Origin of the sequence: Nocardioides sp. JS614 (genome assembly GCF_000015265.1) — a bacterium.
Taxonomy (GTDB): domain Bacteria; phylum Actinomycetota; class Actinomycetes; order Propionibacteriales; family Nocardioidaceae; genus Nocardioides.
Window position 1 is genome coordinate 3,914,819 of sequence record NC_008699.1, and the last position, 26,001, is coordinate 3,940,819.

The 26,001-nt window shown below is 73.3% G+C and carries 20 protein-coding genes; 13 read left to right on the forward strand and 7 right to left on the reverse strand.

Going from position 1 to position 26,001, the window contains the following annotated elements; genetic code table 11:
* Positions 1-9 precede the first annotated feature (9 nt).
* Positions 10-3,858 carry an ATP-dependent RNA helicase HrpA gene (hrpA, locus tag NOCA_RS20160; RefSeq protein WP_011757123.1) on the reverse strand — a complete coding sequence of 1,283 codons (3,849 nt, stop codon included), beginning with the start codon at positions 3,856-3,858 and terminating at the stop codon, positions 10-12.
* A 65-nt stretch (positions 3,859-3,923) separates the two neighbouring features.
* Between hrpA and NOCA_RS20165 the strand changes: the two genes are divergently transcribed.
* From NOCA_RS20165 to NOCA_RS20180, 4 genes are all read left to right on the forward strand, one after another.
* Entirely contained in the window at positions 3,924-5,492 is a 1,569-nt protein-coding gene (locus tag NOCA_RS20165; protein ID WP_049774417.1) for an FAD-dependent oxidoreductase, read from the forward strand.
* 9 nt (positions 5,493-5,501) lie between these two features.
* On the forward strand, positions 5,502-6,746 hold the full coding sequence (locus tag NOCA_RS20170) for a hypothetical protein (RefSeq protein ID WP_011757125.1): 1,245 nt from the start codon (positions 5,502-5,504) through the stop codon (positions 6,744-6,746).
* 75 nt (positions 6,747-6,821) lie between these two features.
* The gene (locus NOCA_RS20175; protein ID WP_011757126.1) at positions 6,822-7,532 is read left to right on the forward strand and encodes a response regulator transcription factor; all 711 of its coding nucleotides are present in this window, start codon (positions 6,822-6,824) and stop codon (positions 7,530-7,532) included.
* Positions 7,529-8,938 (forward strand): sensor histidine kinase, encoded by a 1,410-nt coding sequence (locus NOCA_RS20180; protein ID WP_011757127.1) that lies wholly within the window; start codon positions 7,529-7,531, stop codon positions 8,936-8,938. The genes NOCA_RS20175 and NOCA_RS20180 overlap by 4 nt, the downstream gene beginning before the upstream one ends.
* A 47-nt stretch (positions 8,939-8,985) precedes the next feature.
* Here the strand turns inward: NOCA_RS20180 and NOCA_RS20185 are convergent, their stop codons facing one another.
* Positions 8,986-9,588, reverse strand: a complete 603-nt coding sequence (locus NOCA_RS20185) for a TetR/AcrR family transcriptional regulator (protein WP_041548002.1) — start codon at positions 9,586-9,588, stop codon at positions 8,986-8,988.
* Positions 9,589-9,639: 51 nt separating this feature from the next.
* On the opposite strand from NOCA_RS20185, the gene NOCA_RS20190 reads away from it, so the two are divergent.
* Together NOCA_RS20190 and NOCA_RS20195 are read left to right on the forward strand one after the other, a co-directional pair.
* Positions 9,640-11,229 carry a flavin-containing monooxygenase gene (locus tag NOCA_RS20190; RefSeq protein WP_011757129.1) on the forward strand — a complete coding sequence of 530 codons (1,590 nt, stop codon included), beginning with the start codon at positions 9,640-9,642 and terminating at the stop codon, positions 11,227-11,229.
* Positions 11,226-12,068, forward strand: coding sequence for an SDR family NAD(P)-dependent oxidoreductase (locus NOCA_RS20195; protein WP_011757130.1), 843 nt, complete (start codon positions 11,226-11,228; stop codon positions 12,066-12,068). The genes NOCA_RS20190 and NOCA_RS20195 overlap by 4 nt, the downstream gene beginning before the upstream one ends.
* A 9-nt stretch (positions 12,069-12,077) precedes the next feature.
* On the opposite strand, the gene NOCA_RS20200 is transcribed toward NOCA_RS20195, so the two are convergent.
* Complete coding sequence (locus NOCA_RS20200) at positions 12,078-13,430, reverse strand: threonine/serine ThrE exporter family protein (RefSeq protein ID WP_140403889.1); 1,353 nt, start codon at positions 13,428-13,430, stop codon at positions 12,078-12,080.
* Positions 13,431-13,468: 38 nt separating this feature from the next.
* Here NOCA_RS20200 and NOCA_RS20205 point away from each other — a divergent pair, with 38 nt between their 5' ends.
* Together NOCA_RS20205 and NOCA_RS20210 are read left to right on the forward strand one after the other, a co-directional pair.
* Complete coding sequence (locus NOCA_RS20205) at positions 13,469-14,032, forward strand: DUF402 domain-containing protein (RefSeq protein WP_049774418.1); 564 nt, start codon at positions 13,469-13,471, stop codon at positions 14,030-14,032.
* 19 nt (positions 14,033-14,051) lie between these two features.
* Positions 14,052-15,182 carry a glutamate--cysteine ligase gene (locus NOCA_RS20210; protein WP_011757133.1) on the forward strand — a complete coding sequence of 377 codons (1,131 nt, stop codon included), beginning with the start codon at positions 14,052-14,054 and terminating at the stop codon, positions 15,180-15,182.
* A gap of 68 nt (positions 15,183-15,250) precedes the next feature.
* Here the strand turns inward: NOCA_RS20210 and NOCA_RS20215 are convergent, their stop codons facing one another.
* Both NOCA_RS20215 and NOCA_RS20220 read right to left on the reverse strand, forming a co-directional pair.
* Positions 15,251-16,339: a DNA polymerase IV gene (locus NOCA_RS20215; protein WP_011757134.1), complete on the reverse strand. Its 1,089-nt coding sequence runs from the start codon at positions 16,337-16,339 to the stop codon at positions 15,251-15,253.
* On the reverse strand, positions 16,336-17,436 hold the full coding sequence (locus tag NOCA_RS20220) for an FUSC family protein (RefSeq protein ID WP_011757135.1): 1,101 nt from the start codon (positions 17,434-17,436) through the stop codon (positions 16,336-16,338). The genes NOCA_RS20215 and NOCA_RS20220 overlap by 4 nt, the downstream gene beginning before the upstream one ends.
* 159 nt (positions 17,437-17,595) lie before the next feature.
* Between NOCA_RS20220 and NOCA_RS26065 the strand changes: the two genes are divergently transcribed.
* Both NOCA_RS26065 and NOCA_RS20230 read left to right on the forward strand, forming a co-directional pair.
* The gene (locus NOCA_RS26065) at positions 17,596-18,945 is read left to right on the forward strand and encodes a serine/threonine protein kinase (protein WP_011757136.1); all 1,350 of its coding nucleotides are present in this window, start codon (positions 17,596-17,598) and stop codon (positions 18,943-18,945) included.
* A gap of 81 nt (positions 18,946-19,026) precedes the next feature.
* Positions 19,027-20,445, forward strand: coding sequence for a WS/DGAT/MGAT family O-acyltransferase (locus tag NOCA_RS20230; RefSeq protein ID WP_011757137.1), 1,419 nt, complete (start codon positions 19,027-19,029; stop codon positions 20,443-20,445).
* Here NOCA_RS20230 and NOCA_RS20235 read toward each other — a convergent pair.
* Entirely contained in the window at positions 20,442-21,620 is a 1,179-nt protein-coding gene (locus NOCA_RS20235; protein WP_011757138.1) for a site-specific DNA-methyltransferase, read from the reverse strand. The two genes, NOCA_RS20230 and NOCA_RS20235, sit on opposite strands and share 4 nt — an antisense overlap.
* Positions 21,621-21,710: 90 nt before the next feature.
* On the opposite strand from NOCA_RS20235, the gene NOCA_RS26070 reads away from it, so the two are divergent.
* The 3 genes from NOCA_RS26070 (at position 21,711) to NOCA_RS20250 (ending at position 25,550) form a co-directional block, all read left to right on the forward strand.
* Complete coding sequence (locus NOCA_RS26070) at positions 21,711-22,544, forward strand: matrixin family metalloprotease (RefSeq protein ID WP_238383514.1); 834 nt, start codon at positions 21,711-21,713, stop codon at positions 22,542-22,544.
* A 164-nt stretch (positions 22,545-22,708) separates the two neighbouring features.
* Positions 22,709-24,268 carry an alpha/beta hydrolase gene (locus NOCA_RS20245; RefSeq protein WP_011757140.1) on the forward strand — a complete coding sequence of 520 codons (1,560 nt, stop codon included), beginning with the start codon at positions 22,709-22,711 and terminating at the stop codon, positions 24,266-24,268.
* A gap of 19 nt (positions 24,269-24,287) precedes the next feature.
* Entirely contained in the window at positions 24,288-25,550 is a 1,263-nt protein-coding gene (locus NOCA_RS20250) for a phosphodiester glycosidase family protein (RefSeq protein WP_011757141.1), read from the forward strand.
* Here NOCA_RS20250 and NOCA_RS20255 read toward each other — a convergent pair.
* On the reverse strand, positions 25,532-25,981 hold the full coding sequence (locus NOCA_RS20255; protein WP_011757142.1) for a hypothetical protein: 450 nt from the start codon (positions 25,979-25,981) through the stop codon (positions 25,532-25,534). The genes NOCA_RS20250 and NOCA_RS20255 overlap by 19 nt on opposite strands.
* Positions 25,982-26,001: the final 20 nt, after the last annotated feature.

The window sequence follows — 26,001 nt, forward strand, 5'->3', positions numbered from 1 at the left end:
CCCACGAGGTTACGGGGTCAGGCTGCGTCGGATGCGCTGGTCGCTGACCGGGTACGGCGTGCCGAGCTGCTGGGCCCACAGCGAGACGCGGTACTCCTCGAGCATCCAGCGGACCTGTCGCAGCCGCTCCCCGGGCGGTCGGCCCGGCGGGAGCGCCTCGAGACGGTGCAGGTAGGCGTCCTGGAGCTCGGTGAGCTGGTCCATCAGCTGCCGGTCGCGGTTCACCTGTCCGGGCAGCCGCTCGCGGCGCTGCTCGAGGGCGGTGAGGTACACGGGGTAGCGCCGCAGCTGGGCCGCGCCCGCCTCGCCGACGAACCCGCGGTGCACCAACCGGCCCAGCTGCGCGCGCATGTCGGTGAGCGCGGGCAGCAGCGGCAGGTCCGCGCGACCGCTGAGCGCCTTCTCGGTCCGGCGCCAGGCGTCCAGGACCCGGATCACGTCTCCCATCACGGCCCGCAGGTGGGCCTCCTGGTCGCGGGCGGCCTCGGCACGCAGGGCGACGTACGCCGCCTCGTCGCGCACGGGCGGCCGCGCGTCGACGGCGGCGCCGACCACGGCCGCGCGGCAGTCCTCGAGCAGCTCCGCGACGCTGGGGTACGGCGAGCCCGCGAGACCCAGCTTCTCCGCATTCGTGAGCCCGTCGAGGACGCGCTTGACCGGCGAGTCGAGCTCGAGGAGCAGCAGCCGGCGGACGCCGAGGCGGTGCCGCGCCTCCTGCTCCTCCGTGGACCCGAAGACCTGCTGCCCGACGGCGCTGCCCTCATCGACGAGCGCCGGGTAGACCTGGACCTCGTGGCCGGCGCGACGCTCGGTGTGGCTGCTCGGGACCTCACCGAACGCCCAGGTCGTCTCACCGGTGCGGGCCAGGCCGCTGTCGCCGGCGACCTCCGCGATGGCCGCGGCGAAGGTCGGGCGCAGCGGCGCCTTGAGCGCCTCGAGGTCCTTGCCGCGGGCCTGCTCGCGGCCGGCGTCGTCGACGACACGGTACGTCGGCCGCAGGTGCTCGGGCACCTTGCCCCAGTCCCATGCCTCACGCGGGACGACGACGCCGGTGGTCGAGCGGCACCAGCGCTCGAGCGCGTCGAGGAGCGGCTCCTCGCCCGGCGGGACCGCGGCCAGGAACTCCCGGGCCTTGTTGGGCGCGGGCACGAAGCTGACCCGCAGGTTCTTGGGGAGGCTGCGGATCAGGCTGGTGACCAGCTCCTCGCGCAGGCCCGGAACGTTCCAGGAGAAGTCGTCGGCCTCGACCCGGTTGAGGGTCGCCACGGGCACCTCGATCGTGAGGCCGTCCTCGGCCGCGCCGGGCTCGAAGTGGTAGCTGATCGGGAAGGTCAGGCCCGCACCTTCCCATTGCTCGGGGTAGTCGGCGGCGCTGACCTCCTCGACGGTGTCGTGGGTGAGCATCGCGGGGTCGAAGGTCAGCAGCCGCCCGTTGCGCTGCCTCTCGCGCTTCCACCACTGGTCGAAGTGGGCGCCGCTGACCACGTCCGCGCCCACGCGCGCGTCGTAGAAGTCGAACAGGGTGTGCTCGTCGACGACGATGTCGCGACGCCGGGCCCGGTGCTCGAGCTCCTCGGCCTCCTCGAGCAGCCGGCGGTTGGTCTCCAGGAACTTGTGGCTGCCCTGCTCGGCCGCAGCCCACTCGCCGTAGACCAGCGCGTGCCGGATGAACAGCTCACGGGCCAGGGCGGGGTCCACCTTGCCGTACGCCACGGGGCGGTCCGCGACCAGCGGGACGCCGTACAGCGTGACCCGCTCGAAGGCCATCACCGAGGCCCGCTTCTTGCTCCAGTGCGGCTCGGAGTAGGTGCGCTTGACCAGGTGCGCGCCGAGCCGCTCGGCCCACTCCGGCTTGATCGCGGCGTTCTGCCGGGCCCAGAGCCGGCTGGTCTCGACGAGCTCGCCGGCCATCAGGAACTGGGGGTTCTTCCGATGCAGCCCGCTGCCCGGGAAGATCGCGAACCGTGCGCCGCGGGCGCCGAGGTACTCACGCGGGCCGCGACGCTCCTTCTCCCGCTCCTCGAGCAGCCCGATGTGGGAGAGCAACCCCGAGAGCAGCGCCTGGTGGATGCCGTCCGCATCCTCCGTGACCACCTGAAAGGTCTGACCCTCGGCCACCGAGCGACGTTGCCGCTCGGGGCCGATGGTCAGACCGACTTCCTTGCAGACCTGGCGCAGCTGGGACTCGAAGTCCTGCCACTCGCGCACCCGCAGGTAGTTGAGGAACTCGCGCTTGCACATCCGGCGGAACGCCGAGGAGGACAGCTCCTTCTGCTGCTCCTTGAGGTAGCGCCAGAGGTTGAGCCAGGTGAGGAAGTCGCTCGCCTCGGCCTTGAACCGTGCATGCAGCTGGTCGGCCTGCGCCTGCTCCTTCGGGTGGTCGGCGCCCGGCCGCTCCCGCGGGTCCTGCAGCGAGAGGGCGGCGGCGATCACGATCACCTCGCGCACGCAGCCGAGTCGTTCGGCCTCGAGGATCATCCGGGCCAGCCGGGGGTCGATCGGCAGCCGGGCCAGCCGTTGACCGATCCTGGTGAGGCGCGGGCCACGGGCCTTCGCCGCTCGCTCCGGCGGACGAGCGGTCGGTTCGGCCGCCGTGGACAGCGCGCCGAGCTCCTCGAGCAGCTGCACGCCGGCCTGGACGTTGCGCCGGTCGGGCGGCTCGACGAACGGGAAGCGGGCCAGGTCGCCGAGGCCGAGGCTCGTCATCTGGAGGATGACGCTGGCCAGGTTGGTGCGCAGGATCTCGGGGTCGGTGAACTCCGGGCGGCCCTCGAAGTCCTCTTGGGAGTAGAGCCGGATCGCGATGCCGGCCTCGACGCGGCCGCACCGGCCGGAGCGCTGGTTGGCGGAGGCCTGGCTGATCGGCTCGATGGGCAGCCGCTGGACCTTGGTGCGCACCGAGTAGCGGCTGATCCGCGCGACGCCGGTGTCCACGACGTACCGGATGCCAGGGACCGTCAGCGACGTCTCCGCCACGTTGGTCGCAAGCACCACCCGGCGGGTCGCATTGCCGTGGGAGGAGAAGACCCGGTGCTGGTCGGCGGCGGACAGCCGGGAGAAGAGCGGCAGGATCTCGGTCCGCGGCAGGTCCCCCAGCGCGTCGGCGGTGTCGCGGATCTCGCGCTCGCCGGGGAGGAAGACGAGGACGTCGCCGGGTCCCTCCCCCGAGAGCTCCTTGATCGCCTCGACGATCGCCTCGGTCTGGTCCCGGACGATCACCTCGCCCTCGTCGTCCTCGCTCTGCTCACCTGGGGCGAACGCCATCAGCGGCCGGTAGCGGATCTCGACCGGGTAGGTCCGCCCGGAGACCTCGACGACGGGAGCGTCGAAGTGCTTCGCGAACCGGTCGACGTCGATGGTCGCCGACGTGATGATCAGCTTGAGGTCCGGCCGCTTCGGCAGCAGCCGCTTGAGGTAGCCGAGCAAGAAGTCGATGTTGAGGCTCCGCTCGTGGGCCTCGTCGATGATGATGGTGTCGTACCGGCGCAGCTGCCGGTCGCGCTGCAGCTCGGCGAGCAGGATGCCGTCGGTCATCAGCTTCACGCGGCTCTTCCGCGAGGTCCGGTCGGTGAACCGGACCTGGTAGCCGACCAGGTCCCCGAGCTCGGTCCCCAGCTCGCTCGCGATCCGCTCCGCCACGGATCGCGCCGCGATCCGGCGGGGCTGGGTGTGCCCGATCAGGCCCGTCGAGCCACGCCCGAGCTCGAGACAGATCTTCGGCAGCTGGGTCGTCTTGCCCGACCCGGTCTCGCCCGCCACGATCACGACCTGGTGGTCGCGGATGGCGGCGGCGATGTCCTCGCGGCGCTGGGTGACCGGCAGCTCCGGAGGGTAGGCGATCTGGAGCTCCTCGGACATGGCCGGTCCATTGTGTCAAGCCTTCGACCGACGGCCTGAACTAGAACATGTTCTACACTCGCCGCATGACGCACGCGCGGGAGTACGACGTGGTGGTGGTCGGCTCGGGTGGGGGTGCGATGACCGGCGCGCTCTTGGCGCAGAAGGCGGGCCTGTCGACCGTGGTGGTGGAGAAGACCGCCCTGCTCGGCGGCACCTCGGCGTACTCCGGCGGCGCGTGCTGGTTGCCGGGCAGCGCGGTGCAGCAGCGGGCCGGGATCGCCGACTCGACGGCGTCGGCGCGCACGTACCTCGCCGCGATCCTGACCGGCGCGGACGAGGCGCGGATCGAGGCGTTCCTCGAGCACGCGCCCCAGCTCGTCGCGGAGCTCGAGGCGGACGAGGCGATCGACTTCGAGTGGCTGCCGTTCCCGGAGTACTACGACGCGCCCGGCCGGGTCCCGCTAGGCCGGTCCATCCAACCCACCAACGTCAAGCGCGCCGACCTGCCGGCCGCCCTCGGCGACCTCGTGCGACCGCCGGTCGAGCGCGACCGCGCCGGCCGGGGCGGCCGCAGCACGCTCAGCGGCGGGCAGGCGCTGATCGCTCGGCTGCTCGACGGCTTCCTGCGCGAGGGCGGGACGGTGCTGACCGAGCTCCCGGTGACCGGGCTGGTCCTCGAGGACGGCCGGGTCGCCGGCGTGGCCGCGAGGACGCCGGAGGGACCGGTCCGGATCGGGGCCCGACGCGGCGTGCTGGTCGCGGCGGGCGGGTTCGAGGGCAACCAGGCGCTGCGCGACGAGCGCGGCGTCCCGGGCGACGTCGCCTGGACGATGGCGCCCGCCGGCACCAACACCGGCGAGCCGATCGAGGCGGCCGCGGCGATCGGCGCCGCGACCGACTTCCGTGCCGTGGGCTGGTTCTGCCCCGGCCTGGCGCAACCCGACGGCGGCGGGTCGTTCACGCTCGGCTTCCGCTCCGGCCTCATCGTCGACCAGGGCGGGCAGCGCTACGCCAACGAGTGCCTGCCCTACGACCGCTTCGGCCGGGCCATGGCCGAGGACCCGGCCCGGATCCCGTCCTGGTTCGTCTTCGACTCCCGCGAGGGCGGTCGGCTGCCGGCGATCGCGATGCCCGAGGGCGACCCTGCCGACCACCTCGCCGCCGGCACCTGGGTGCGGGCCGAGACGCTGGCGGACCTGGCCGGCCTGATCGGCGTACCGCCCCACGCCCTGGCCGCGTCGGTCGAGCGGTTCAACGGCTTCTGCGAGACCGGCGTCGACGAGGACTTCGGCCGCGGCGGCGACGAGTACGACACGTTCTTCACCGGGGGAACCGGCCCGACCGAACACATCAGGAACGGGGCGCTGACGGCCTGCACCGAGGCGCCGTTCTACGCCGCGCGGCTCGTGCTCTCCGACCTCGGCACGAAGGGCGGGCTGGTCACCGACACCGCCGGACGGGTGCTGCGCGCGGACGGTACGCCGATCGCCGGGCTCTACGCGGCCGGGAACTCGGCCGCGTCCGTGTTCGGCGCGGTCTACCCCGGCCCCGGGGCGCCGCTCGGCTCCGCCATGGTGTTCGCCGCGCTGGCGGTCCGCGACCTGGCCGATCTGCCCGAAGGTGCAGTGGTGCCGACCGAGGTGCGGGCGTAGCGTCCGAGCATGCGCCGCGCGCTGGCCCTGCTGCTCGCCGTCCCGCTGCTGGGCCTGGCAACCGCAGGGGCGCCACCCGCGGTCGGCGGCGAGACGTTCTACCAGGTCGTGCGCGAGCTCGACGGCCGCTTCGACGCGGCGGGCTTCACGTGCGCCGGTGACCCGAGCACGGCGCCCACGGCCCGCATCGGCGTCTCCGACATCCACGTGGACGGGCAAGGCAGCCTGCTCCTGCGCAGCGCCGCGGACACGCTGGCGAGCACGATGCTCGTCGATCCGGCCAAGCCGAGCCGGGTGGTGTGGCACGCCTGGCCGACGACCGGCACGGACCCACGCGGGGTGTGGCGGGTCGAGATGAACGGCGACGTCCTGACCAGCGACCCGGTCGCGCTGCCGCCCGGCACCTGGACCCGCACCGGCGTCAGCGGCCTGACGCTCCACAACGGCGACTGGTCGGGCACGATCGACGACTACATCACCCAGTTCGGGAAGGGCGACCACTGGCGGATCGGCCTGCTCACCGGCGACTGCCTGGACAGCGCCGAGGTGCGGCTGGATGACATCGGCGCCCGCACGGCGACGTACGACTTCGAGGCGCGCAGCTGGCTCACGCTCCGGCTCGAGGCACGGACCGACGCGGCCCTGCTCGAGTACGGCGACCCCTTCGACGTCATCGTCCGGGCCAACCGCTGGGACGCCGACGCGGACCGCGGCCGCCGGGTCGCGGGCGCCCGGGTGACGTTCCTGCGCCGGTGGGCCGACGGACACGGCTGGCGGCAGGTCGCGGACGCGCGCACCGGCGCGGCCGGCCGCGCCGTGCTGCACCAGACGTCGCAGCGGCGGGCGTACTGGCGGGTCGTGTGGCACCGCTCGCCGACCCCGGTGCCCAGCGACCAGGAGTACCAGGGCTCAGACGTCGCCTTCGGCGCGCCGCTCGTGGACGGCCGCCGCTGCCGGGTCGTCGACGACTACCCGATGACGTGCGCGCGGGTCACCGTGTCCCGGGGCCGGGTCGTGCTGTCCGGGCGGGGCCGGCCCGGCGGCTCGGCCGTCGTGCACCTGTACCTCTACCGGGACGAGTCCCACGGCGAGCCCCTGCTGCACCGCCAGGACCGTCTCGACCGGCACGGCCGGTGGCGCATCGCCTTCCTCACCGGCTCCCGTCATGAGCTGTTCGCCCAGCTGGGCGCGAAGCCGACCTCGGACCGCCACTGGGTCTCCTACAACCCGGGGATCCCGCTGCGGGTGCGCTGACCCGCGCACCGGCTCCTCACCGCGACACAGAACACGCACAGCAACCGCACAGGTAGCGTCGCCAGGGTGAGCGGCATGGAGCTGGCCCGGCCGGACGGAACCCCGCTGCGCGTGCTCGTCGTCGACGACGAGGCGAACATCGCCGAGCTGATCTCGATGGCGCTGCGCTACGAGGGCTGGCAGGTCCGGGCGGCGCACACCGGCTCGAAGGCGGTGGCCGCGGCGAAGGAGTTCCGGCCCGACGCGGTGGTGCTCGACATCATGCTCCCCGACTTCGACGGCCTGGAGGTGCTGCGCCGGATCCGCTCGACCGACCCCAGCGTGCCGGTCGTCTTCCTGACCGCCCGCGACGCGGTCGAGGACCGGGTCGCCGGGCTCACCGCCGGTGGCGACGACTACGTGACCAAGCCGTTCTCGCTCGAGGAGCTGGTCGCCCGGCTGCGGGGCCTGATGCGACGCGCCGGGGCCCAGCAGGCGACCGCGTCGTCGACGCTGGTCGTCGGCGACCTCGAGCTCGACGAGGACAGCCGTGAGGTCTTCCGGGCCGGCCGGGAGGTGACCCTGACCGCGACCGAGTTCGAGCTGCTCCGCTTCCTGATGCGCAACCCGCGCCGGGTGCTGAGCAAGGCCCAGATCCTGGACCGGGTCTGGAACTACGACTTCGGCGGCCAGGCGAACGTCGTCGAGCTCTACATCTCCTACCTGCGCAAGAAGATCGACGCCGGCCACGAGCCGATGATCCACACCATGCGTGGCGCGGGCTACGTGCTGAAGCCCGCGACATGAGCCGGGTCCGCCACGCGCTCGCGTCCCTCACCTCGCGCCTCGTGCTGACGACGGTCCTCCTGGTGCTGTTGGTCTCGGTGCTGATCGGCACGGCGACGACGCTGTCCATGCGCAGCTACCTGCTCGACCAGCTCGACCAGCAGGTCCACCAGTCGGTGCGCGTGGCGGCGGGCGGGCCGGGCAGCGAGATCGGCCTCCTCCGCGCCGTGCTTCCCGACAGCGGATCGCCCCGGGTCGAGGTGGTGCAGTCGCCGACGGCAGTCGAGCCGCCGCGTCAGGTCCAGGTCGCCGGCGGCACCGTGGTCGGCCGGCTCGAGCGGGTGCCCGCGGACGGCGAGGCCCACAGCGTGTCCCTGCCCGGTCTCGGCGACTACCGGGTCCTCGTGATCGACGCCGACGGCGGCACGGTCCTCGTGGGGCTTCCCGCGGACCAGGTGGCGAGTGCCCTGTCCCGGCTGCTCTGGCTGGAGGTGCTCTTCGCGATGCTCGCGACGGCGATCGCTGCCGGGGGCGCGCTGGTCGTCGTACGCCGTCAGCTGCGCCCGCTGCGCGAGGTCGCCGCAACCGCGCACAGTGTCGCCGCCCTCCCGCTGGAGACCGGCCAGGTCGACATCACCGAGCGGGTGCCCGACCATCTCACCGACGAGCGCACCGAGGTGGGCCAGGTCGGGGCGGCGCTGAACACGCTGCTCGCCCACGTCGAGACCTCCTTGGCGGCGCGGCACCGCAGCGAGCAGCAGGTGCGCCAGTTCGTCGCCGACGCCTCCCACGAGCTGCGCTCGCCGCTGGCGACGATTGCGGGCTACACCGAGCTGGCCCGGCGCCGCCCCGAGGACGGGGCCGCGATCGAGACGGCGCTGGACAAGGTCGAGGAGGAGTCCGGCCGGATGACCTCCCTGGTCGAGGACCTGCTGCTGCTCGCCCGGCTGGACGCGGGTCGGCCGCTCGATCGGGCGCCGGTCGACCTGACCCGGCTGCTGCTCGAGGCGGTGTCCGACGCGCGGGTGGTCTCGCCCGACCACCGGTGGCAGCTGGACGTGCCCGACGACGCCGTGGACACGCCGTACGACGTGCTCGGCGACGAGCTGCGCCTGCACCAGGTGGCGACCAACCTGCTCGGCAACGCCCGGCGCTACACGCCGCCCGGCACGACGGTCACGGTGACCGTGCGGCGCGACGGCTTCAGCGTCCACGACGACGGCCCCGGGTTCCCGCCGGACCTCGTGGGGCACGCGTTCGAGCGCTTCGCACGCGGCGACGCCGCCCGCACCCGCGGCGCCGAGGTCGGGGTGGGCCTCGGCCTGGCGCTCGTGCAGGCGATCGTCACCGCCCACGGGGGCTCCGTCACCCTGGCCAGCGCGCCCGGCGACACCACCTTCGACGTGCTCCTGCCCGGTAGTCCCTGACGTTTGCGCGGCGTGGGAGCGATCCCAGACCCCACAACGGTCAGGGACTATCGCTCCGGGACGGTCTCCACGATGGCGGGCAGGGAGGCGGCGAGGATGTCCAGGAGCTGGTCGCGGGTGAGGTCGCCGGGGGCGGCGATCCAGGAGAGGACGAGCTCCTCGATCATCGCCGACCAGCCGCGGACGACGAGCCGGGTCACCGGGGTGTCCGGGATGATCTCGCCCTGGGCGTCCTCGCGGAAGATCCGGCTGTTGAGGGCCGCGCGCGCCTCCTCGTAGATCTCGCGCAGCGTCTCGTTGCCGCCGGCCGCGGCCTTCACCAGCGAGAGGTACCCCTCGTGGTTGGCCACGACGTAGTCGACGTACGCCGCGAGCGAGGTGACCAGTCGCACCATCGGCTCGCCGTCGGAGGGCGGCGCGGTCTGCGCGATCAGGTCGTCGGCCGCCCGTCGCACGACGGCCTCGTGGAAGGCATGCTTGTTCCCGAAGTAGTGGTAGAGCAGGCCCCGCGAGATGCCGGCCTCCTCGGCGAGCAGATCGATCGAGAGCTCGTCGAGGGAGCGGGTGGCGAGCAGGCGGACCCCGAGATCGAGCAGCTGGGAGCGCCGCTGCTCGGGCGTGAGCCGGGTGCGCGTGGTGGTCGTCGTCACGGACCCCACTCTATTGACACATTTTCAATAACGCCAGTACGGTCGGCCCCCATGAGCGCACTCCGCACGCCCTCCCCTGTCGAGCGGCCCGGCGAGCACCACGTCGAGCACCACGTCGAGCACCTGGTCGTCGGCGCCGGCTTCGCCGGGCTGTGCACCGCGATCCGGCTCCAGGAGGACGGCGAGGCCGACTTCCTCGTGGTCGAGAAGGCGGGCGACGTGGGCGGCACCTGGCGCGACAACACCTACCCCGGCGCGGCCTGCGACGTCCCGAGCCAGCTCTACTCGTTCTCGTTCGCGCCGAACCCCGACTGGACGATGTCGTTCTCCCCCCAGCCGGAGATCTGGGCCTACCTGCGCCGGGTCGCCCGGGAGTCGGGGACCCTGGACCGCTTCGCCTTCCACACCCGGCTGGAGCACGCGACCTGGGACGAGGTCGCGCAGCGCTGGCGCAGCCGGCTGGTCGGCCCGGACGGCGAGCGCACGGTCACCTCGACCACGCTGGTCGTCGGCGCGGGCGGCCTCTCGGAGCCGCGGCTGCCCGAGATCGACGGGATCGAGACCTTCGAGGGCGAGCTCTTCCACTCCGCCCGCTGGAACCACGACGTCGACCTGAGCGGCAAGCGGGTCGCGGTCGTCGGCACCGGCGCCTCGGCGATCCAGATCGTGCCCGAGCTGCAACGCACCCTGGAGGCTACGGGCGGGCACCTCGACGTCTACCAGCGCACCGCGCCGTGGGTGATCCCGCGCCACGATCGCCGCTACCCCGCGTGGGAGCGGGCGGCGCTGCGGCACGTTCCCGGCCTGCAGCGGCTCTACCGGACGGCCGTCTACTGGGCCCGGGAGACCTACGTCCCCGCCTTCACCATCGAGCCCAAGATCGCGACGCCCGCCAAGCGGGCGGCCCTGGCCAACATCGAACGCGGCATCGCCGACCCCGAGCTGCGCGCGCAGGTCACCCCGCACTACGAGATCGGCTGCAAGCGGATCCTGATCTCCAACACCTACTACCCCGCTCTCGACGCCGACAACGTCGAGCTGGTCACCGACCCGATCGTGAAGGTCACGGGCAGCGCCGTGGTCACCGCCGACGGGGTCGAGCGGCCGGTCGACGTCCTGGTCGTGGCGACCGGCTTCTACACCACCGAGCTGCCGATCACCGAGCACGTCACCGGGCGCGAGGGCCGCACCCTGGCCGACGTGTGGCGCAGCTCCGGGATGGCGGCCTACAAGGGCACCACCGTGCCCGGGTTCCCCAACTTCTTCATGCTGGTCGGCCCCAACACCGGTCTCGGCCACTCGAGCATGGTGTTCGTCATCGAGTCGCAGGTGGAGTACCTCCGTGGCGCCGTCCGCACGATCCGGCGCGGCGGGTACGCCGCGGTCGAGCCGCGCCAGGAAGCCCACGACGCGTGGAACGGCGACCTCCAGCGGCGGATGCGCCGCACCGTCTGGAGCACCGGCGGGTGCTCGAGCTGGTACCTCGACGAGCACGGCCGCAACACCACGCTGTGGCCGAAGTCGACGGTGACCCTGCGCCGCCAGCTCGCCCGCTTCGACACCGACGCCTACCACCTGCGCGCCGCCGCACCCACCACCATCCCCCAGCCGTCGCCCCAGGGAGAGGAAGCCCACGCATGAGGACGCTCGACGACAAGGTCTGCGTGGTCACCGGCGCCGGCTCCGGCATCGGCCGCGCACTGGCCCTCAACCTCGCCGGTCGGGGTGCCCGACTGGCCCTGAGCGACGTCGACGACATCGGGCTGGCCGCCACCGTGGACCAGGTCCGGGCGGCCGGGGGCCGCGAGGTCCGCTCGGACCACCTCGACGTGGCGGACCGGGACGCGTTCGCGTCGTACGCCGCCGACGTCGCCGGCCACTTCGGTCGCGTCAACGTCGCGATCAACAACGCAGGGGTGGCGCTCGCCGGCAACTTCGAGGACCTCGAGTACCCCGACATGGACTGGATCATCGGGGTCAACTTCTGGGGCGTCGTGCACGGCACCAAGGAGTTCCTGCCGCACCTGATCGCCTCCGGCGACGGCCACCTGGTCAACATCTCCTCGCTCTTCGGGCTGGTCTCGATGCCCGGTCAGAGCATGTACAACGCCTCGAAGTACGCCGTGCGCGGCATGTCCGAGGCGGTGCGCGAGGAGATGCTGATCGCGGGCCACCCGGTCGGCGTCACGGTCGTGCACCCCGGCGGCATCAAGACCGCGATCGCCCGCAACGCCCGCGTCTCGTCTCGTGAGGACAAGGAGAAGACGGCCAGGCTCTTCGACGAGAAGCTCGCGAAGATGACACCCGAGCGGGCCGCGGAGATCATCGTCCGCGGCATCCTGCACAACCGCGCCCGGGTGCTGGTCGGACTCGACGCCCACGCCGTGCACCACCTCGCCAAGCTGACCGGGTCGCGCTACCAGGACATCCTGGCCAAGGCCGCCGGCCGGGTGCTGCCCGACCAGACGACCGCGGTCTGACGCGACCGGCTACTCGTCCCGGTCCTTGGCCCCGCGACGGGCGCGCCGGGAGGTGCGGGTGCGCAGCGGGCCGACCAGCCGCGGCCCGGCCAACCGGCTCTCCAGACGGTGCGCCTCGCGCTTGAGCGGCTGGGCGACGTACTCGCCGAGGATCACGCCCGAGGCGAGGGCGATCGCCACGGACGCAGCGGTGATGATCGCGAGCAGCCCGTCCGAGGTCTGCCCGCCGCCCTCGGTGAGCAGGCTCAGGCCCCGGTAGATCGACAGGCCGGGCAGCATCGGGACGATCGCCGGGACGACGACGACCAGCGGTGGCACCCGCATCCGGCCGGCGACGGTGTAGCTGACCAGGCCGACGAAGAACGCTGCCAGCGCGGTCGGCCAGGTCCGCCCGAGGCCGCCCAGGGCACCGGAGCCCGAGATGACGATCGCCACGGCCGCGACCGCACCGATCGGCAGGAGCGAACGGCGGGGGGCGTACGACGCGAACGCGAACGCGGAGCCGCAGATCGCCGCGCCGAGCGCCATCACGGAGAGGGTCTTGAGGTCGGCGGCCGCCCCGGGGTCCAGGCGCCCCACGTCGACACCGAGGACCTCGGCGAGGGTCAGGCCGCCGCTCACGCCGGCGATGATCCCGGCGGTCGCCAGCAGCGCCTCGGTGAGCCGCGCCCCGGCGGTGACGTAGAACCCCGACAGCGCGTCGTGCAGCGCACCCATGAACCCGATGCCGGCGAGCAGCATGATGATGTTCGCGGTGACCGCGACCGAGGGGTCGAGGTCTCCGGGCAGGGCGACGGCGGCCAGCACGGCGATGATCGTCGCGACGCCGCCACCGGCCACCTGCTGGTAGAAGAACGGCAGCCGGCGCCGGGCCATCAGCAGCTGCAGCCGGTCGATGCACGCCGCGGCGACGAACGCGACCGCCACGATCACCGGGCCGCCGCCCAGCTGCAGGCCGACCCCCGCGCACATCGCGCCCCAGCCGAGCGTCACCGCCCAGCGTGGCGTCAGGTGCCCCGACGAGACGATCCGGGCCAGGCGGCTGCGCGCCTCCTTGAGGTCGACCTCGCCGCGGAGCACGTCGCGCACCAGGTGGTCGACCAGGGTCAGGTCCTCGTAGTCGATGTCGCGCTGCTTCACGTGGCGCAGCAGCACCGCCGCCGGCTCCTCGGGGTCGCGCTGGTAGCTCATCGACAGCGAGGTGAAGGTGATGTCGATCTCCGGGTGCCGCACGCCCAGGTGCCAGGCCAGCGACTGCATGGTGGCGGTCACGTCGGCGGCACCGGCTCCCGAGGAGAGCAGCAGCTCGCCGACCCGCAGACAGAAGTCCAGGGTCAGGTTCAGCTGGCGCGCCTCCGGCATGGGCGCCATCGTGGCAGCCCGACTGGTAGACAGGCCACGTGACCTCGGTTGCGCGCCCGGACCTGCCACCCCGCCCCGGCGACCGCGTGCGCGTCGTCATGACCAAGTGGCGCGACGGGCGGCACTGGGAGTTCGAGGCCGACTACCTCGGCCGGGACCAGCACGGCGACTGGCTCGGGATCCTCGCCGGCACCCCGATGGCGCGCCCGGGCGCGACGTACGTCGCCCCCACCGACCAGGTCGGCCTGGTGCCGGCGCCCGGTCCGGACACCGGGCGCGGGTGGCTGGCGACGTTCCACGCCGTGGGCGGCCCGGTGCGGGTGTACGTCGACGTCACCACCCCACCGGTGTGGGACGGTCCGGTGGTCCGCGCCGTGGACCTCGACCTGGACGTGGTGCGCGGCAACAGCGGCCGGGTGTGGGTCGACGACGAGGACGAGTTCGCCGACCACCGGGTCCGGCTCGGCTACCCCGACGAGCTGGTCCGGGCGGCCCTCGCCTCGTGCGAGCTGGTGCGCGCCGCGATCGAGACCGCGGCGGCGCCGTACGACGGCACGGCTGAGGCGTGGCTCACCCTGGTGGGCGCTCGGCGCGGACCCTGAGCTGTGGAACGCTGGAGCGATGCGGATCGACTTCCACGCCTCACCCGAGCCCACGCTCGGCGTGGAGTGGGAGTTCGCGCTCGTCGACCGGCGCACCCGTGACCTGCGCAACGACGCCACCCACCTGTTCGCTCGGGCCAAGCCCCGGTTGCCCGACCCCGACAAGCTGCACAAGGAGCTGCTGCGCAACACCGTCGAGGTCGTGAGCGGGGTGTGCCACACCGTCGGCGAGGCGATGGCCGACCTGCGCCGGACCCTCGAGGTGGTGGTCCCGGCGGGTGACGACCTGGACCTGGACCTGTACGGCGGCGGCACCCACCCGTTCGCGTCCTGGACCGTGCAGCAGCTCTCCGAGGGGCACCGCTACGAGGAGCTGATCAACCGCACCCAGTGGTGGGGCCGGCAGATGCTGATCTGGGGCGTGCACGTGCACGTCGGGATGCCCGAGCGCGACCGGGTGATGGCGGTGCTGTCGTCGCTGCTCAACTTCCACCCCCACCTGCAGGCGCTGTCCGCCTCCTCGCCGATCTGGTCCGGCATCGACACCGGCTACGCCTCCAACCGGGCGCTGATGTTCCAGCAGTTGCCGACCGCGGGCCTGCCGTTCCAGTTCGAGCGCTGGTCGGAGTTCGAGGCGTTCGTCGGCGACGAGCTGGTGACCGGCGTGATCGAGGAGCTCTCGGAGGTGCGCTGGGACGTCCGGCCCGCACCGCGCATCGGCACCCTCGAGAACCGGATCTGCGACGGCGTCCCCGACCTCGCCGACCTGTCCTCGCTGGTCGCGCTCATGCACTGCCTGGTCGTCGACCTCGACACCCGGGCCGCGGCAGGCGAGACGCTGCCGACGATGCCGCCCTGGCACGTCCAGGAGAACAAGTGGCGCGCGGCCCGCTACGGCCTGGACGCGATCGTGATCACCGACGCCGAGTCCAACGAGCGGCTGGTCACCGAGGACCTGGCCGACCACCTGGAGCGGCTCGCGCCGGTCGCCGACCGGCTCGGCTGCAGCGAGGAGCTCGCCCAGGTGGCGCAGATCCCGGTGCGCGGCGCGTCGTACCAGCGCCAGCGCGCGGTCGCCGAGCGCACCGGCGGCGACCTGGTCGCCGTGGTCGACTCGGTCGTCCGCGAGCTGCGCGCCGGCCTGGGCTGAGGCGCCCGGAACTTTCGGGTCGTGTGCCTGAGGACGCGCCATGGCGCGTTCTCAGGCACACGACCCGTTCAGCGCAGCGGTCCTTCGGGCGGGTCGACCATCTCGAGGCGCACGCCGAGCAGGCGGACGGGTCGGCCGCGCTCCACGCGCTCCAGCAACGAGACGGCGGCGTCCTCCAGCACGGCCGGATCGTTGCTCGGCTCGGGCAGGGTGAGGCTGCGGCTGACCGTGCTGAACGGCCGGTAGCGGACCTTGATCCCCACCCGCGCGGCCGGACGCCCCTCGCGGTCGATGTCGTCGACCACCCTCCGGGTCAGCGCCCGGACCTCCTCGGTGACCCGGTCCCAGTCCTCGAGGTCCTCCTGGTAGGTCTCCTCCCGCCCGTGTGCCCGCGGCACCCACGGCGTCGCGTCGACGGGGCTGGTGTCGACCCCGCGGCCGAGCCGGTGGAACCACGGGCCCATCGTCGGCCCGAGCTCGGCGGCGAGGACGCGGGCGTCGGATCGGGCCAGCTGCTCCACGGTGTCGATGCCGAGCGCGGACAGCTTCTTCGCGGTCCGGGCGCCGATGCCCCAGAGCGCGGTCGTCGGCCGCTCCCCCATCACCGGGAACCAGTCCGCCTCGGTCAGCTGCCACACCCCGCGGGGCTTGCCGAAGTCGGTGGCGATCTTCGCGCGCAGCTTGTTGTCGCCGATCCCGACCGAGCAGTGCAGTCGGGTCTCGGCGAGCACCTCGGCGCGCAGGTGCTCGGCGAACTCCCGGGGGTTGCCGAGCTCGCCGTGGTCCTCGCCCGCCGCCAGGAACGCCTCGTCCCAGCCGAGCACCTCGAGCACGACCGGTACGCCGCCCCACTCCAGGCCGCGCAGCGTCGTCATCACCTGCGCCGAGGCGGCGTCGTACGCCTCCTTGTCGACCGGCAGGAAGACCGCGTCGGGGCACTTGCGGGCCGCGACCCGCAACGGCATGCCGGACCCGACCCCGAACGCCCGCGCCTCGTACGACGCGGTCGCGACCACCCCACGCTCGGTCGGATCGCCACGGCCGCCGACGACCACCGGGCGGCCAGCCAGCTCCGGCCGGCGCAGCACCTCGACCGCGGCGATGAACTGGTCCAGGTCGACGTGCAGCACCCAGCCCGGTGCGGTCCGGCCGCTCATCGCGGTGGCGGGGGCAGGGCCTCGGTCGACTCCATCTGGTCGAGCCCGGTGACCATCAGGAGGTCCGCGACGACCGCCCGCAGCTGGGCCAGGATCGCCTCGGCGGTGAGCAGGTCGGTGCGCTCCACCTGCCCGGTGGCCTCGCCCACCACGAGCAGGACGCCTCGGGCAGCGGCCGCCATCCGGTTCGCGGCCAGCTCGTCGGCAACCCGGTCGGCCGCGTCGGCGAGGTCGAGGGCGAGCAGCGAGTAGGACGACGGCACCGGGCGCCGGCGGTACGCCGCGACCGCGGTGTGCCGGACCAGGACGCGGGTGCTGCGCAGCGCCCGGTCGAGCGGGTCGACCAGGTCGACCATCTTGCGCAGGTCGCCCTTGTGGCGGATCCGGAACGGCGAGGACTCGACCACGGAGAGGCCTTCGTCGGCGGCGTCCTTGAGCTCGCGGATCAGGTAGTCGGTCGAGCGGGCGTCGGCGAGCAGGTCGAGCGCCCGGGCCGCCTCCCCGTCGTCCATCACCTCACCGGCCGCCCGCAGCAGGGCTGCGATCTTGCGCATCACGACCGCGGCCTGCTCGCGCGGCCGGCGTAGCGGCGCGGCCGGCACCGCGGTGGCCGCGACCAGTGCGACCGCGCCACCCACGACCGCGTCGGTCCACCGGGTGAACGCCGCCCCCGGGTCCGGGACGAGCGACGCGACCACGATGGACTGCACCGCCGCCTGGGTCACGAACAGCTGGCCGCCGTCGAGCAGGAAGGCCGCCGCCATCGCGAGCGCGACGATCAGCCCGATCTGCCACCAGCCCGAGCCCAGCCACACCACCAGCAGGTCGGCGAGGAAGACGCCGACGGCCACACCGATGGTGACCTCGGCGACCCGGCGCAGCCGCTGGCCGTAGGAGGTGCCGAGGGCGACCACGGCGGCCACCGGGGCGAAGAACGGGGTGGGATGGCCCAGGACGTCGGCCGCGATCAACCAGGCGACCGCGGCGGCGAGCGCACACTGCGCGATCTGGAAGGACTTGGCCTGCAGCCGGCGGATCCGAGCCCGGACCGAGGTCCGGCTCCGGTCCCACATCCGGTCCAGCGGCCCCGCCTCCATGCCCGGGATCCTGCCACGCGCCCCCGATCAACCGGTGCCGGGACATCGGGCTCCGATGAGTCCCGCAGCCATCGCGCCGGCCGTGACCAGAGCTTCGGATCGCCAGCTCCAGGACCGTCGGGACGGTTCACCGGCCGGACCCGTGGGTACCGCCCCAGGGTGGACAAGGGAGACCTCCTCGGCGGCCGGTACCGGCTGACCGAGCGGATCGGCGCGGGCGGGATGGGGACCGTCTACCGCGCGCACGACACCCGGCTGGACCGGACCGTGGCGATCAAGACCCTGCACGAGGGCCGCGACGTCGACGACGTCACCCGGTCCCGGCTGCGCGCCGAGGCACAGCTCGCGGGCACGCTGCGCCATCCCGGTGTCGTGCAGGTCTTCGACTACGGCGAGGAGGCCGGCGCGACCGGCCCGACGCCGTACGTCGTGATGGAGCTGGTCGAGGGCACCCCGCTCTCCCAGGTCCTCCGCGCGCGGGGGCCGCTCCCGACCGAGGAGGCGGCCGCCCTGGTGGGTGACGTGGCCCGCGCCCTCGAGGCGGCGCACGCGGCGGGCATCGTGCACCGCGACCTCAAGCCGTCCAACATCCTGGTCACGCCCGAGGGCCGCGCGGTGCTCCTCGACTTCGGCGTCGCCCGCTCGGACTCCATGGAGCCGCTCACCGAGACCGGCCTGATCATCGGCAGCGCCGACTACCTCAGTCCCGAGCAGGTGCGCGGCCAGCGAGCGACCCCCGCGTCGGACGTGTTCGGTCTCGGGGTGGTCGCGCACCAGAGCCTGAGCGCCGCCTCGCCCTTCCACCGCGACACCCAGGCGGCGACGGTGCTCGCCCGCCTGCACGAGGACGCCCCCGAGCTGCCGGCATCGGTGCCCGCCCCGCTGCGCCGGCTGGTCGCCTCGATGCTCGCGCGCGAGCCCGACGACCGACCCTCGGCCGCCGACGTGGCCGACCGCGCGGCAACCGCCCATCGGAGTGGGCCGGTGCTGCCGCCGCCGCTGCCCACGCCGCCGTCGGCGCCGCGGTCGAGGTGGAATCGGCAACGCCTGCTGGCGATCGCCGCGGCCGCCGTCGTACTGGCAAGCAGCCTCGGCCTGTTGGCCCTGCAGCGCCGCGACGTGCCGCCGGCCGGAGCGTCCGAGCTCGAGGTCCCCGCAGTCGTGGGCAAGCGGGCAGAGCGTGCCGTCCGGATCCTCGAGCATGCCGGTTTCGAGGCCATCCTCGAGGACACCACGGGCGGCGTCCCGGGCCAGGTGGTCAGGCAGTCACCGGAGCCGGGCCCGTACGACGGCGCCGCGACCGTCACGCTGTGGGTGGTCGTCGTGCCCACCTCGGCCGTGCCCCCGTCGCCGATGCCGACGCCGGCGACCCGTCCGCAGCCCCACGAGAAGCCGACCGCGATCCGGCAGAACCCGAAGGAGCACGGCCCCGGATCCGCCCAGGGCCAGGGGTGGGAGAACGGGCACGGCAAGGGGCCGCACGAGGAGCCGGGGAAGAAGCACGACTGAGCGACGCCCCTTGTGGCGGCCGGCGTGACCGGACATAGTCGGACGCCACGACAACGGCGACACAACGAGTGGGGGACGCGCGTGGTCTCACCGATCGACCCGACGGCTACCGGCTTCCTGCTCGCCGAGAACCGCAGCATGCCGATGCACGTGGGCGGCCTGCAGCTGTTCGAGAAGCCGGAGGGCGCCGGGCGCGACTACGGCCGGGTGATGTACGAGGCGATGCGCGACGTCTCCGAGGTCGCGCCGCTGTTCATCAAGCGGCCGCACCGGTCGGTGGCGACCGCCGGGCAGCTCGTCTGGGTCGAGGACGAGCAGTTCGACATCGAGCACCACGTGCGGCACAGCGCGCTGCCCAAGCCCGGCCGGATCCGCGAGCTCCTGGACCTGGCCGGCCGGCTGCACAGCACCCGCCTGGCCTGGGAGCGGCCGCTGTGGGAGGCGCACGTCATCGAAGGCCTGCGCGACGGCCGGGTGGCGCTCTACACCAAGACGCACCACGCGCTGGTGGACGGCATCTCGGCAATGCGGCTGCTGCAGGGCGTGCTCACCACGGACCCCGACCAGCGCGACATGCCCGCGCCCTGGGACGCGGGCACCCGCCGCAACCAGGCCGCCGCGGCGGCCGGGGGCAGCAGCCCGGGTCTCGCCGAGCTGCCGGCCCACGTCGTCCGCCAGGCGCTGAGCCAGGGGCTGGGCATCGCCGCCGAGGCCGCAGGGCTGCCCGGCGCGCTGGTGCGCACCCTCAGCAAGGGCGTTCGCAACGAGACGTCCGCGATCTCCCTCCACGCGCCACGCACCCTGTTCAACCAGAAGATCACCGGGTCCCGCCGGTTCGCCGCCCAGGACTGGCCGATCGAGCGGCTCCGCGCGATCGGCAAGGCCACCGGCACCACGATCAACGACGTGGTGCTCGCGATGTGCAGCGGCGCGGTCCGCGCCTACCTGCTCGAACACGAGGCACTTCCCGAGGCGCCCCTGGTCGCGATGGTGCCGGTCGGACTCAAGGCCAAGGAGTCGAACATCGCCTCGATCGACGGCGGCAACGCCATCGGCGCGGTCATGTGCCGGCTCGGCACCGACCTGGTCGACCCCGCGGACCGGCTCCGCGCGATCCACCGGTCGATGAAGGACGGCAAGGACGCGCTGTCGAGCATGACGCCCACCCAGATCCTGGTGATGAGCGCCCTCGGGCAGGCCCCGGCGATCGTCGCGCCGATGCTCCGCATGCAGGGCATCGTGCGGCCGCCGTACAACCTGATCATCAGCAACGTGCCGGGCCCGCGCACCACCCACTACTGGAACGGCGCGAGGCTGGTCGGCACCTACCCGCTCTCGATCCCGATCAACGGGATGGCGTTGAACATCACCTGCACGTCGTACGACGGCAACATGGCCTTCGGGCTGATCGGCTGCCGCCGGACCGTCCCCCACCTGCAGCGGCTGCTCACCCACCTCGACGACGAGGTCCGGGCGTTGGAGAAGGCGGCCGGGGTCTAGAGCCGGACCTCCTCGAACCCACCGCCGACCCGCTCAGCGACCGCCCGCAGCCGGGCGCGGGTGATGTCGGCGACGGTGCGCAGTCCCGCGTTGCGGGCGTTGGAGCCCTCGCGGGTCGGCTCCGCGGAGTTGATGCTGACGCAACGGCGGGTGCCGCCGTCGGCGGCGTTCTGCAGCGCGACGGCGTGACCGGTGGTGCCGCTGCCTGCGAAGAAGTCGAGCACGACCGCGTCGCCGGGCATGGTGCCGAGGATCCGGCGGAGCAGGCCGGTCGGCTTCGGCGACTCGAAGACGTGCCCGACGACCTCCTTGAGCTCGGCGACCGCCGTGTCGGTGGACCCGACCTCCTCGGCGAGCCAGATCGTGCGCAGCTTCTTGCGCCGCACGCCCGGGACGCCACCGGCGGCGACGGGGTGCAGCCAGTCCTTCTGGAACACGTCGACCCGCTCCCCCAGGCGCCCCTTCACCCGGCGGCACACGAGGTCGTCGGGCCGCTGGTCGATCAGCGGCCGGCTCCACCGCCACACCGCCGGCGTACCGTCGCCGAACACCGGCCCGATCTCGACGGCCCCCTCGAACGGCACGGTCGCGACCCGGCCCGTCTGGGGGTCGCCCCACACCGTGAAGTGCAGGGTACGCGCGGTGACCGGGTTGAACTTCTTGTTGGTGTTGCGAAGCGGCAGCTGCCGGTACCGCCGGCCATCCGCGCTCTCCAACGGGAAGTCGCTCGGGTCGACGGTCTCGTGGGTCGCCGCGTCGAGGACCGTACGACGGGCGTCGCGGGCGTACACGAGCAGGTACTCGTGGCTGGTGGCGAAACCCCTGCCGAGCTGGCGCCCCTTCGGGTTGAGGTTCACCACGACCTGGGCGAGCAGGTTCTGCTCGCCGTACACCTCGTCCATCAGCAACCGGAGATGGGCGACCTCGTGGTCGTCGATGCTGACGAAGATCGCGCCGGTCTCGGCGAGCACCTCGCGCGCGGCCGTCAGTCGCGGGCGCATCATCTCCACCCACGCGGCGTGGCAGCGGAAGTCGTCGTGGTAGGCGAAGTCGTTGCCGGTGTTGTACGGCGGGTCGATGTAGACCAGGTCGACCGGCCGGCCGACCAGCTCCGGCACCCGGGGTAGCACGTCGAGGTTGTCGCCCTCGACGAAGACGTTCCACGGCTGGCCCACGGCCCGACAGTAGTGGCGCAGGCGCGCCCGAAGATGGGCGAAACGCCCCCGGCAGGCCCGCGGAGGCCCGAGAATCGCCGCGTGTTCCGCATGCTCTCGGCACAGCTGGCGCGGCGCCGCCATGCCCGGGAGCTGCGTCGGCTGCTGCGTGACCTCGACCGGCTGGAGCGGCGCCGGCGTCGTACGCACCGGATCGCGCCCCGCGCCCGCACGTCCGTCTCGCTGCTGCTCGCGGTCGCGCTTGCGGCTCTGGTCGTCGCCTTCAACCCGACGTCGACCGGTGAGCGGCTGCGCGCGACGCTCGGCATCGGCCAGGACCTCACGTTCACGATCACCGACACCGGCGGTGCCGGCTACACGTTCGCGATGCTGCAGCCCGACGGCGTCGGCCCGGTGACCTGGGACCGCTGTCGCGAGATCCCCTACGTGGTCAACCCCGAGGGCGCGCCGGCCGGGCACCTGGAGACGGTCGCGGCCGCGGCCGAGGACCTCGCGGACGCCAGCGGGCTGCGGTTCCGGTACGACGGCACCACCGACGACCGCCGCCTCGAGGACCGGGCCGGGCCGTTCGGGTCGACGGCCCCCGTGCTGGTCGCCTGGGCGACTCCCGAGGAGGTGCCCGCCCTGGCGGGCGACGTCGCCGGCGTCGGCGGCGCCGAGGCGCGGCCGGTGACGCCGGACCGGCTCGCCTTCGTCACCGGGATGGTCGCCCTGGACCGGGACGCGTTCGCCGCGATGGCGGCGCGCCCCGACGGGGCAGCGCTGCAGCGCGCGGTGGTCGAGCACGAGCTCGCCCACGTGCTCGGGCTGGGCCACGTGGACGACCCGGCCCAGCTGATGTACGCCGAGACCACCGGTCAGCGGCGCCTCGCCCCCGGCGACCGCGACGGACTGGCGGTGCTGGGCTCCGGTCCCTGCCAGTGAGCGGCGCGCGAGTTTCATCGGCCGGCCGACAAACGTCGTGCTTGGACGATGCAGTTTCATCGTCCAGGCTCGAGTTTCATCGGCCGGCCGATGAAACTCGCCGGGACGTTCAACCCGTGGTGACCCGTCAGTAACCTGAGGCCCGCTCCGGGCGTTGTCCTCACATGCTGCGCACCGCACTCCGCGCCACGATGGCCGCCGGGCTGGCCGCCACGATGGCCGCCGGCACCCTCCTCGCCGCACCGGTCACGCCTGCGGCGGTGGCCAAGCCGGTCGCCACGACGACCGACGGCTGCCTGAGCAGCGTCCCCGACCCGGGCACCACCGCGCCGGTCCAGATCTGCTACACGGTGTTCCGCCCGGCGGGCGCCTCCCGCCGGCACCCGGTGCCGATGCTCATGCACAGCCACGGCTGGGGCGGCTCGCGGGCCACCGAGCCGGCCGAGCTCTCGACGTACCTGGAGGCCGGCTACGGCGTGCTCTCCTTCGACCAGCGCGGCTTCGGCGAGAGCGGCGGCCACGCGTACGTCGAGAACCCCGCCGTCGAGGGCCACGACGTGCGGGCGCTGGTGCGGCTGGTCGGCCGGCTGCCGTGGGTCCGCCAGGACGGGCCCGGCGACCCGCGGATGGGTGCGATCGGCGGCAGCTACGGCGGCGGCTACCAGTTCCTGACCGCCTTCGAGGAGCTCCGGGTCACCGGGAAGCCGGTGCTCGACGCCCTCGCCCCCGAGATCACCTGGAACGACCTCAGCGACAGCCTCGCGCCCGACGGCGTGGTCCGCACCGCCTGGGCGGTCGCGCTCAGCGCCGGCGCGGTCCCGTCCGACGCGCTTCCTCCCAACGTCTACAAGGCCCTCGTGGAGGGGGCGGCCACCGGCTTCTGGCCGGACGGCTCGGTGCCCGGCACCGAGGACATGGCGACGTTCTTCCGCGCCAACGGCCCGAAGTGGCACGTCGAGCACGGGCGCTGGCTCGACATCCCGGTGCTGCTGGGCCAGGGCACCACGGACTCGCTGTTCCCGCTCCAGCAGGGGCTGGCGAACTGGCGGACCGCGCTGACCCCGCAGGCCCGCCGGCACAGCATCTTCGTGGCCTACAACGGCGGCCACGTGCTGCCCGCGGTGCTGCCCAGCGGCGTGAGCGTCGACTCCGACCCGTGCAGCCGGCAGCTGGCCGGGGGCAGCTTCGCCGACCTGACCGTGCGGTTCTTCGACGAGCAGCTGCGCGGGCGCGACACCGGGCTGCACGGCTACGGCAAGTACCACCTCGCCACCCCCGACAGCACCTGCACGACGGTCGCGTCGGTCGCCGCGAACACCTCGTACGACGTCGGCACGGTCGCCACGCCCGAGACCGGCGGCGCGCCGCTGGCCTACGAGGTCGCCGCCGGGCCGATCCGGGTCGCGGGGACGCCGTACCTCACCGGCACCCTGACCGCGCTCGGCGCCAACAACCGGGCGTTCTACGGCCTGGCGGTCGGTACCTCGCCGGCGGACGCGCACCTGGTGCAGAACAACGTGCTGCCGCTGAACACCCTCGAGCCGGTGGTCGGTCAACCGTGGCACCTGGCGCTGCCCTCGGTGGCGGTCGACGTGCCGGCCGGGCAGTCGCTCTACGTGATCGCCAGCCCGCTCAGCGACACCTTCGTGGGGATGGGCAGCCGGACCCCGGGCGCGGTGCTGCTCGAGGACACGGTGGCCCACCTCCCCATCGTCGGCAGGTGAGGCGCTTAGCCTTGTAGAGGTGCGTACCCGTCTCCTCTCGGTCAGTCTTGCCGCCTGCCTGCTCGCGGCCACGGGGCCCGCTCTCGCGGGCGACCCGGGCAGCGACGCGTCGGCGGCCGGCCAAGCGGTCGCGCGCGGTGGACACGGGAACCGCCCCGACGTCCCCCGCACGCTGCACCCGCAACACACCTCGGGGGGCGAGGAGGGTGAGGTCGCGGCGGCGCTGCCGTCGATGCGCCGCACGGCCAGCCAGAACTGGCGGACCAGCTGGCAGGTCGCCCCGGGCGTGAAGTTCACCCGCTGGAGCCAGACCGACGCGCGCGGACCGATCGTCGCGCACCTGCTCACGATCGACCCGAAGACACCGGGGCTGCGCATCGACTACGCCAGCATGGGCGCCGTACGTCGCGTCGCGCCGGTCCGCGACATCCTCGCCGTCGACAACGCCGTCGCCGGCGTCAACGGCGACTTCTACGACATCGGCCACACCGGCGCCCCCCTCGGCCTGGGCAAGGACCGGCAGCGCGGGCTGCTGCACGCCCGGGAGGACGGCTGGAACAAGGCGTTCTTCATCAATCGCCACGGTCGGGCCGGCATCGGCGACCTGCCGATGACGGCGCGCGTGCTCTACCACCCGAAGCTGAAGGTCACGAACCTGAACTCGCCCTTCGTGATGCCGGGCGGCATCGGCATCTACACCCCGCGATGGGGCCGCACCGCCGGGTACGGCGTCACCCAGGGCCAGACCGAGCGGGTGCGCGCGGTGACCGTCGTCAACGGCCGGGTGCGGACCAACCGCGCGAAGCTCAGCCACGACCAGCCGATCAAGGGCCTGCTGTTCATCGGCCGCGGCGAGGGCGCCAAGGTGCTGCGCAAGCTGCCCAAGCACACCCGGATCAAGGTCCGATGGTCGCTCCAGGGACGCCCGCAGATGGCCATCAGCGGGAACAACTTCCTGGTCCACGACGGCATCATCCGCGCGATCGACGACCGCGAGATGCACCCGCGCACCGCGGTCGGAGTCGACTCCGACACCGGCGAGGTGCTGCTGCTGGTCGTCGACGGCCGCCAGGCCGACAGCCGCGGCTACACGATGGTGGAGCTCGCGAACCTGATGGTCGACCTGGGTGCCGACGAGGCCGTGAACCTCGACGGTGGCGGCTCGTCGACGATGGTCGGCAAGAACCGCAGGGGGAAGGTGGCGGTCCTCAACGACCCCTCCGACGGCTTCCAGCGCTGGGTCGCGAACGCGATCGAGGTGACCTACTCCCCGCCGTCCTGAGGAACGGCCGCGAGTGCCACCGTCGTCACGGGCGCGAAGCACTCCTGCCGCGGCGACGGCACCCGCGCAGGCACGAAGGTCGTGGCGGCCCCCTCGCCCACGACGTCGACGTCCGGAGGTACGTCGCAGCCGACGGCGACGACCGCCGCGACGAGCTGGGCGTCGGGCGGGACCTCGAACCCGGTCGCCGCGCTCGCGACCTTGCCGGCCAGCGGGCCACGGAACCCGCCTGCGTACGCCCGGATCGCCGCCCGCCCGTCGAGCACCGTCACGCCGTCGGCGACCTGGCCGCCGGCCGCCGTGCCGGAGACGAGGGTGACCTCCGGCGCCGGCGGGTCGCCGATCGCGGAGACCCCCTCGTCGTCCCCGCACGCAGCCGCCCCGAGCGGGAGCGCGAGCACCAGCAGCGTCGTTCCGAGAATCCGTCGCATGACGATGGGACGGGAGCCGC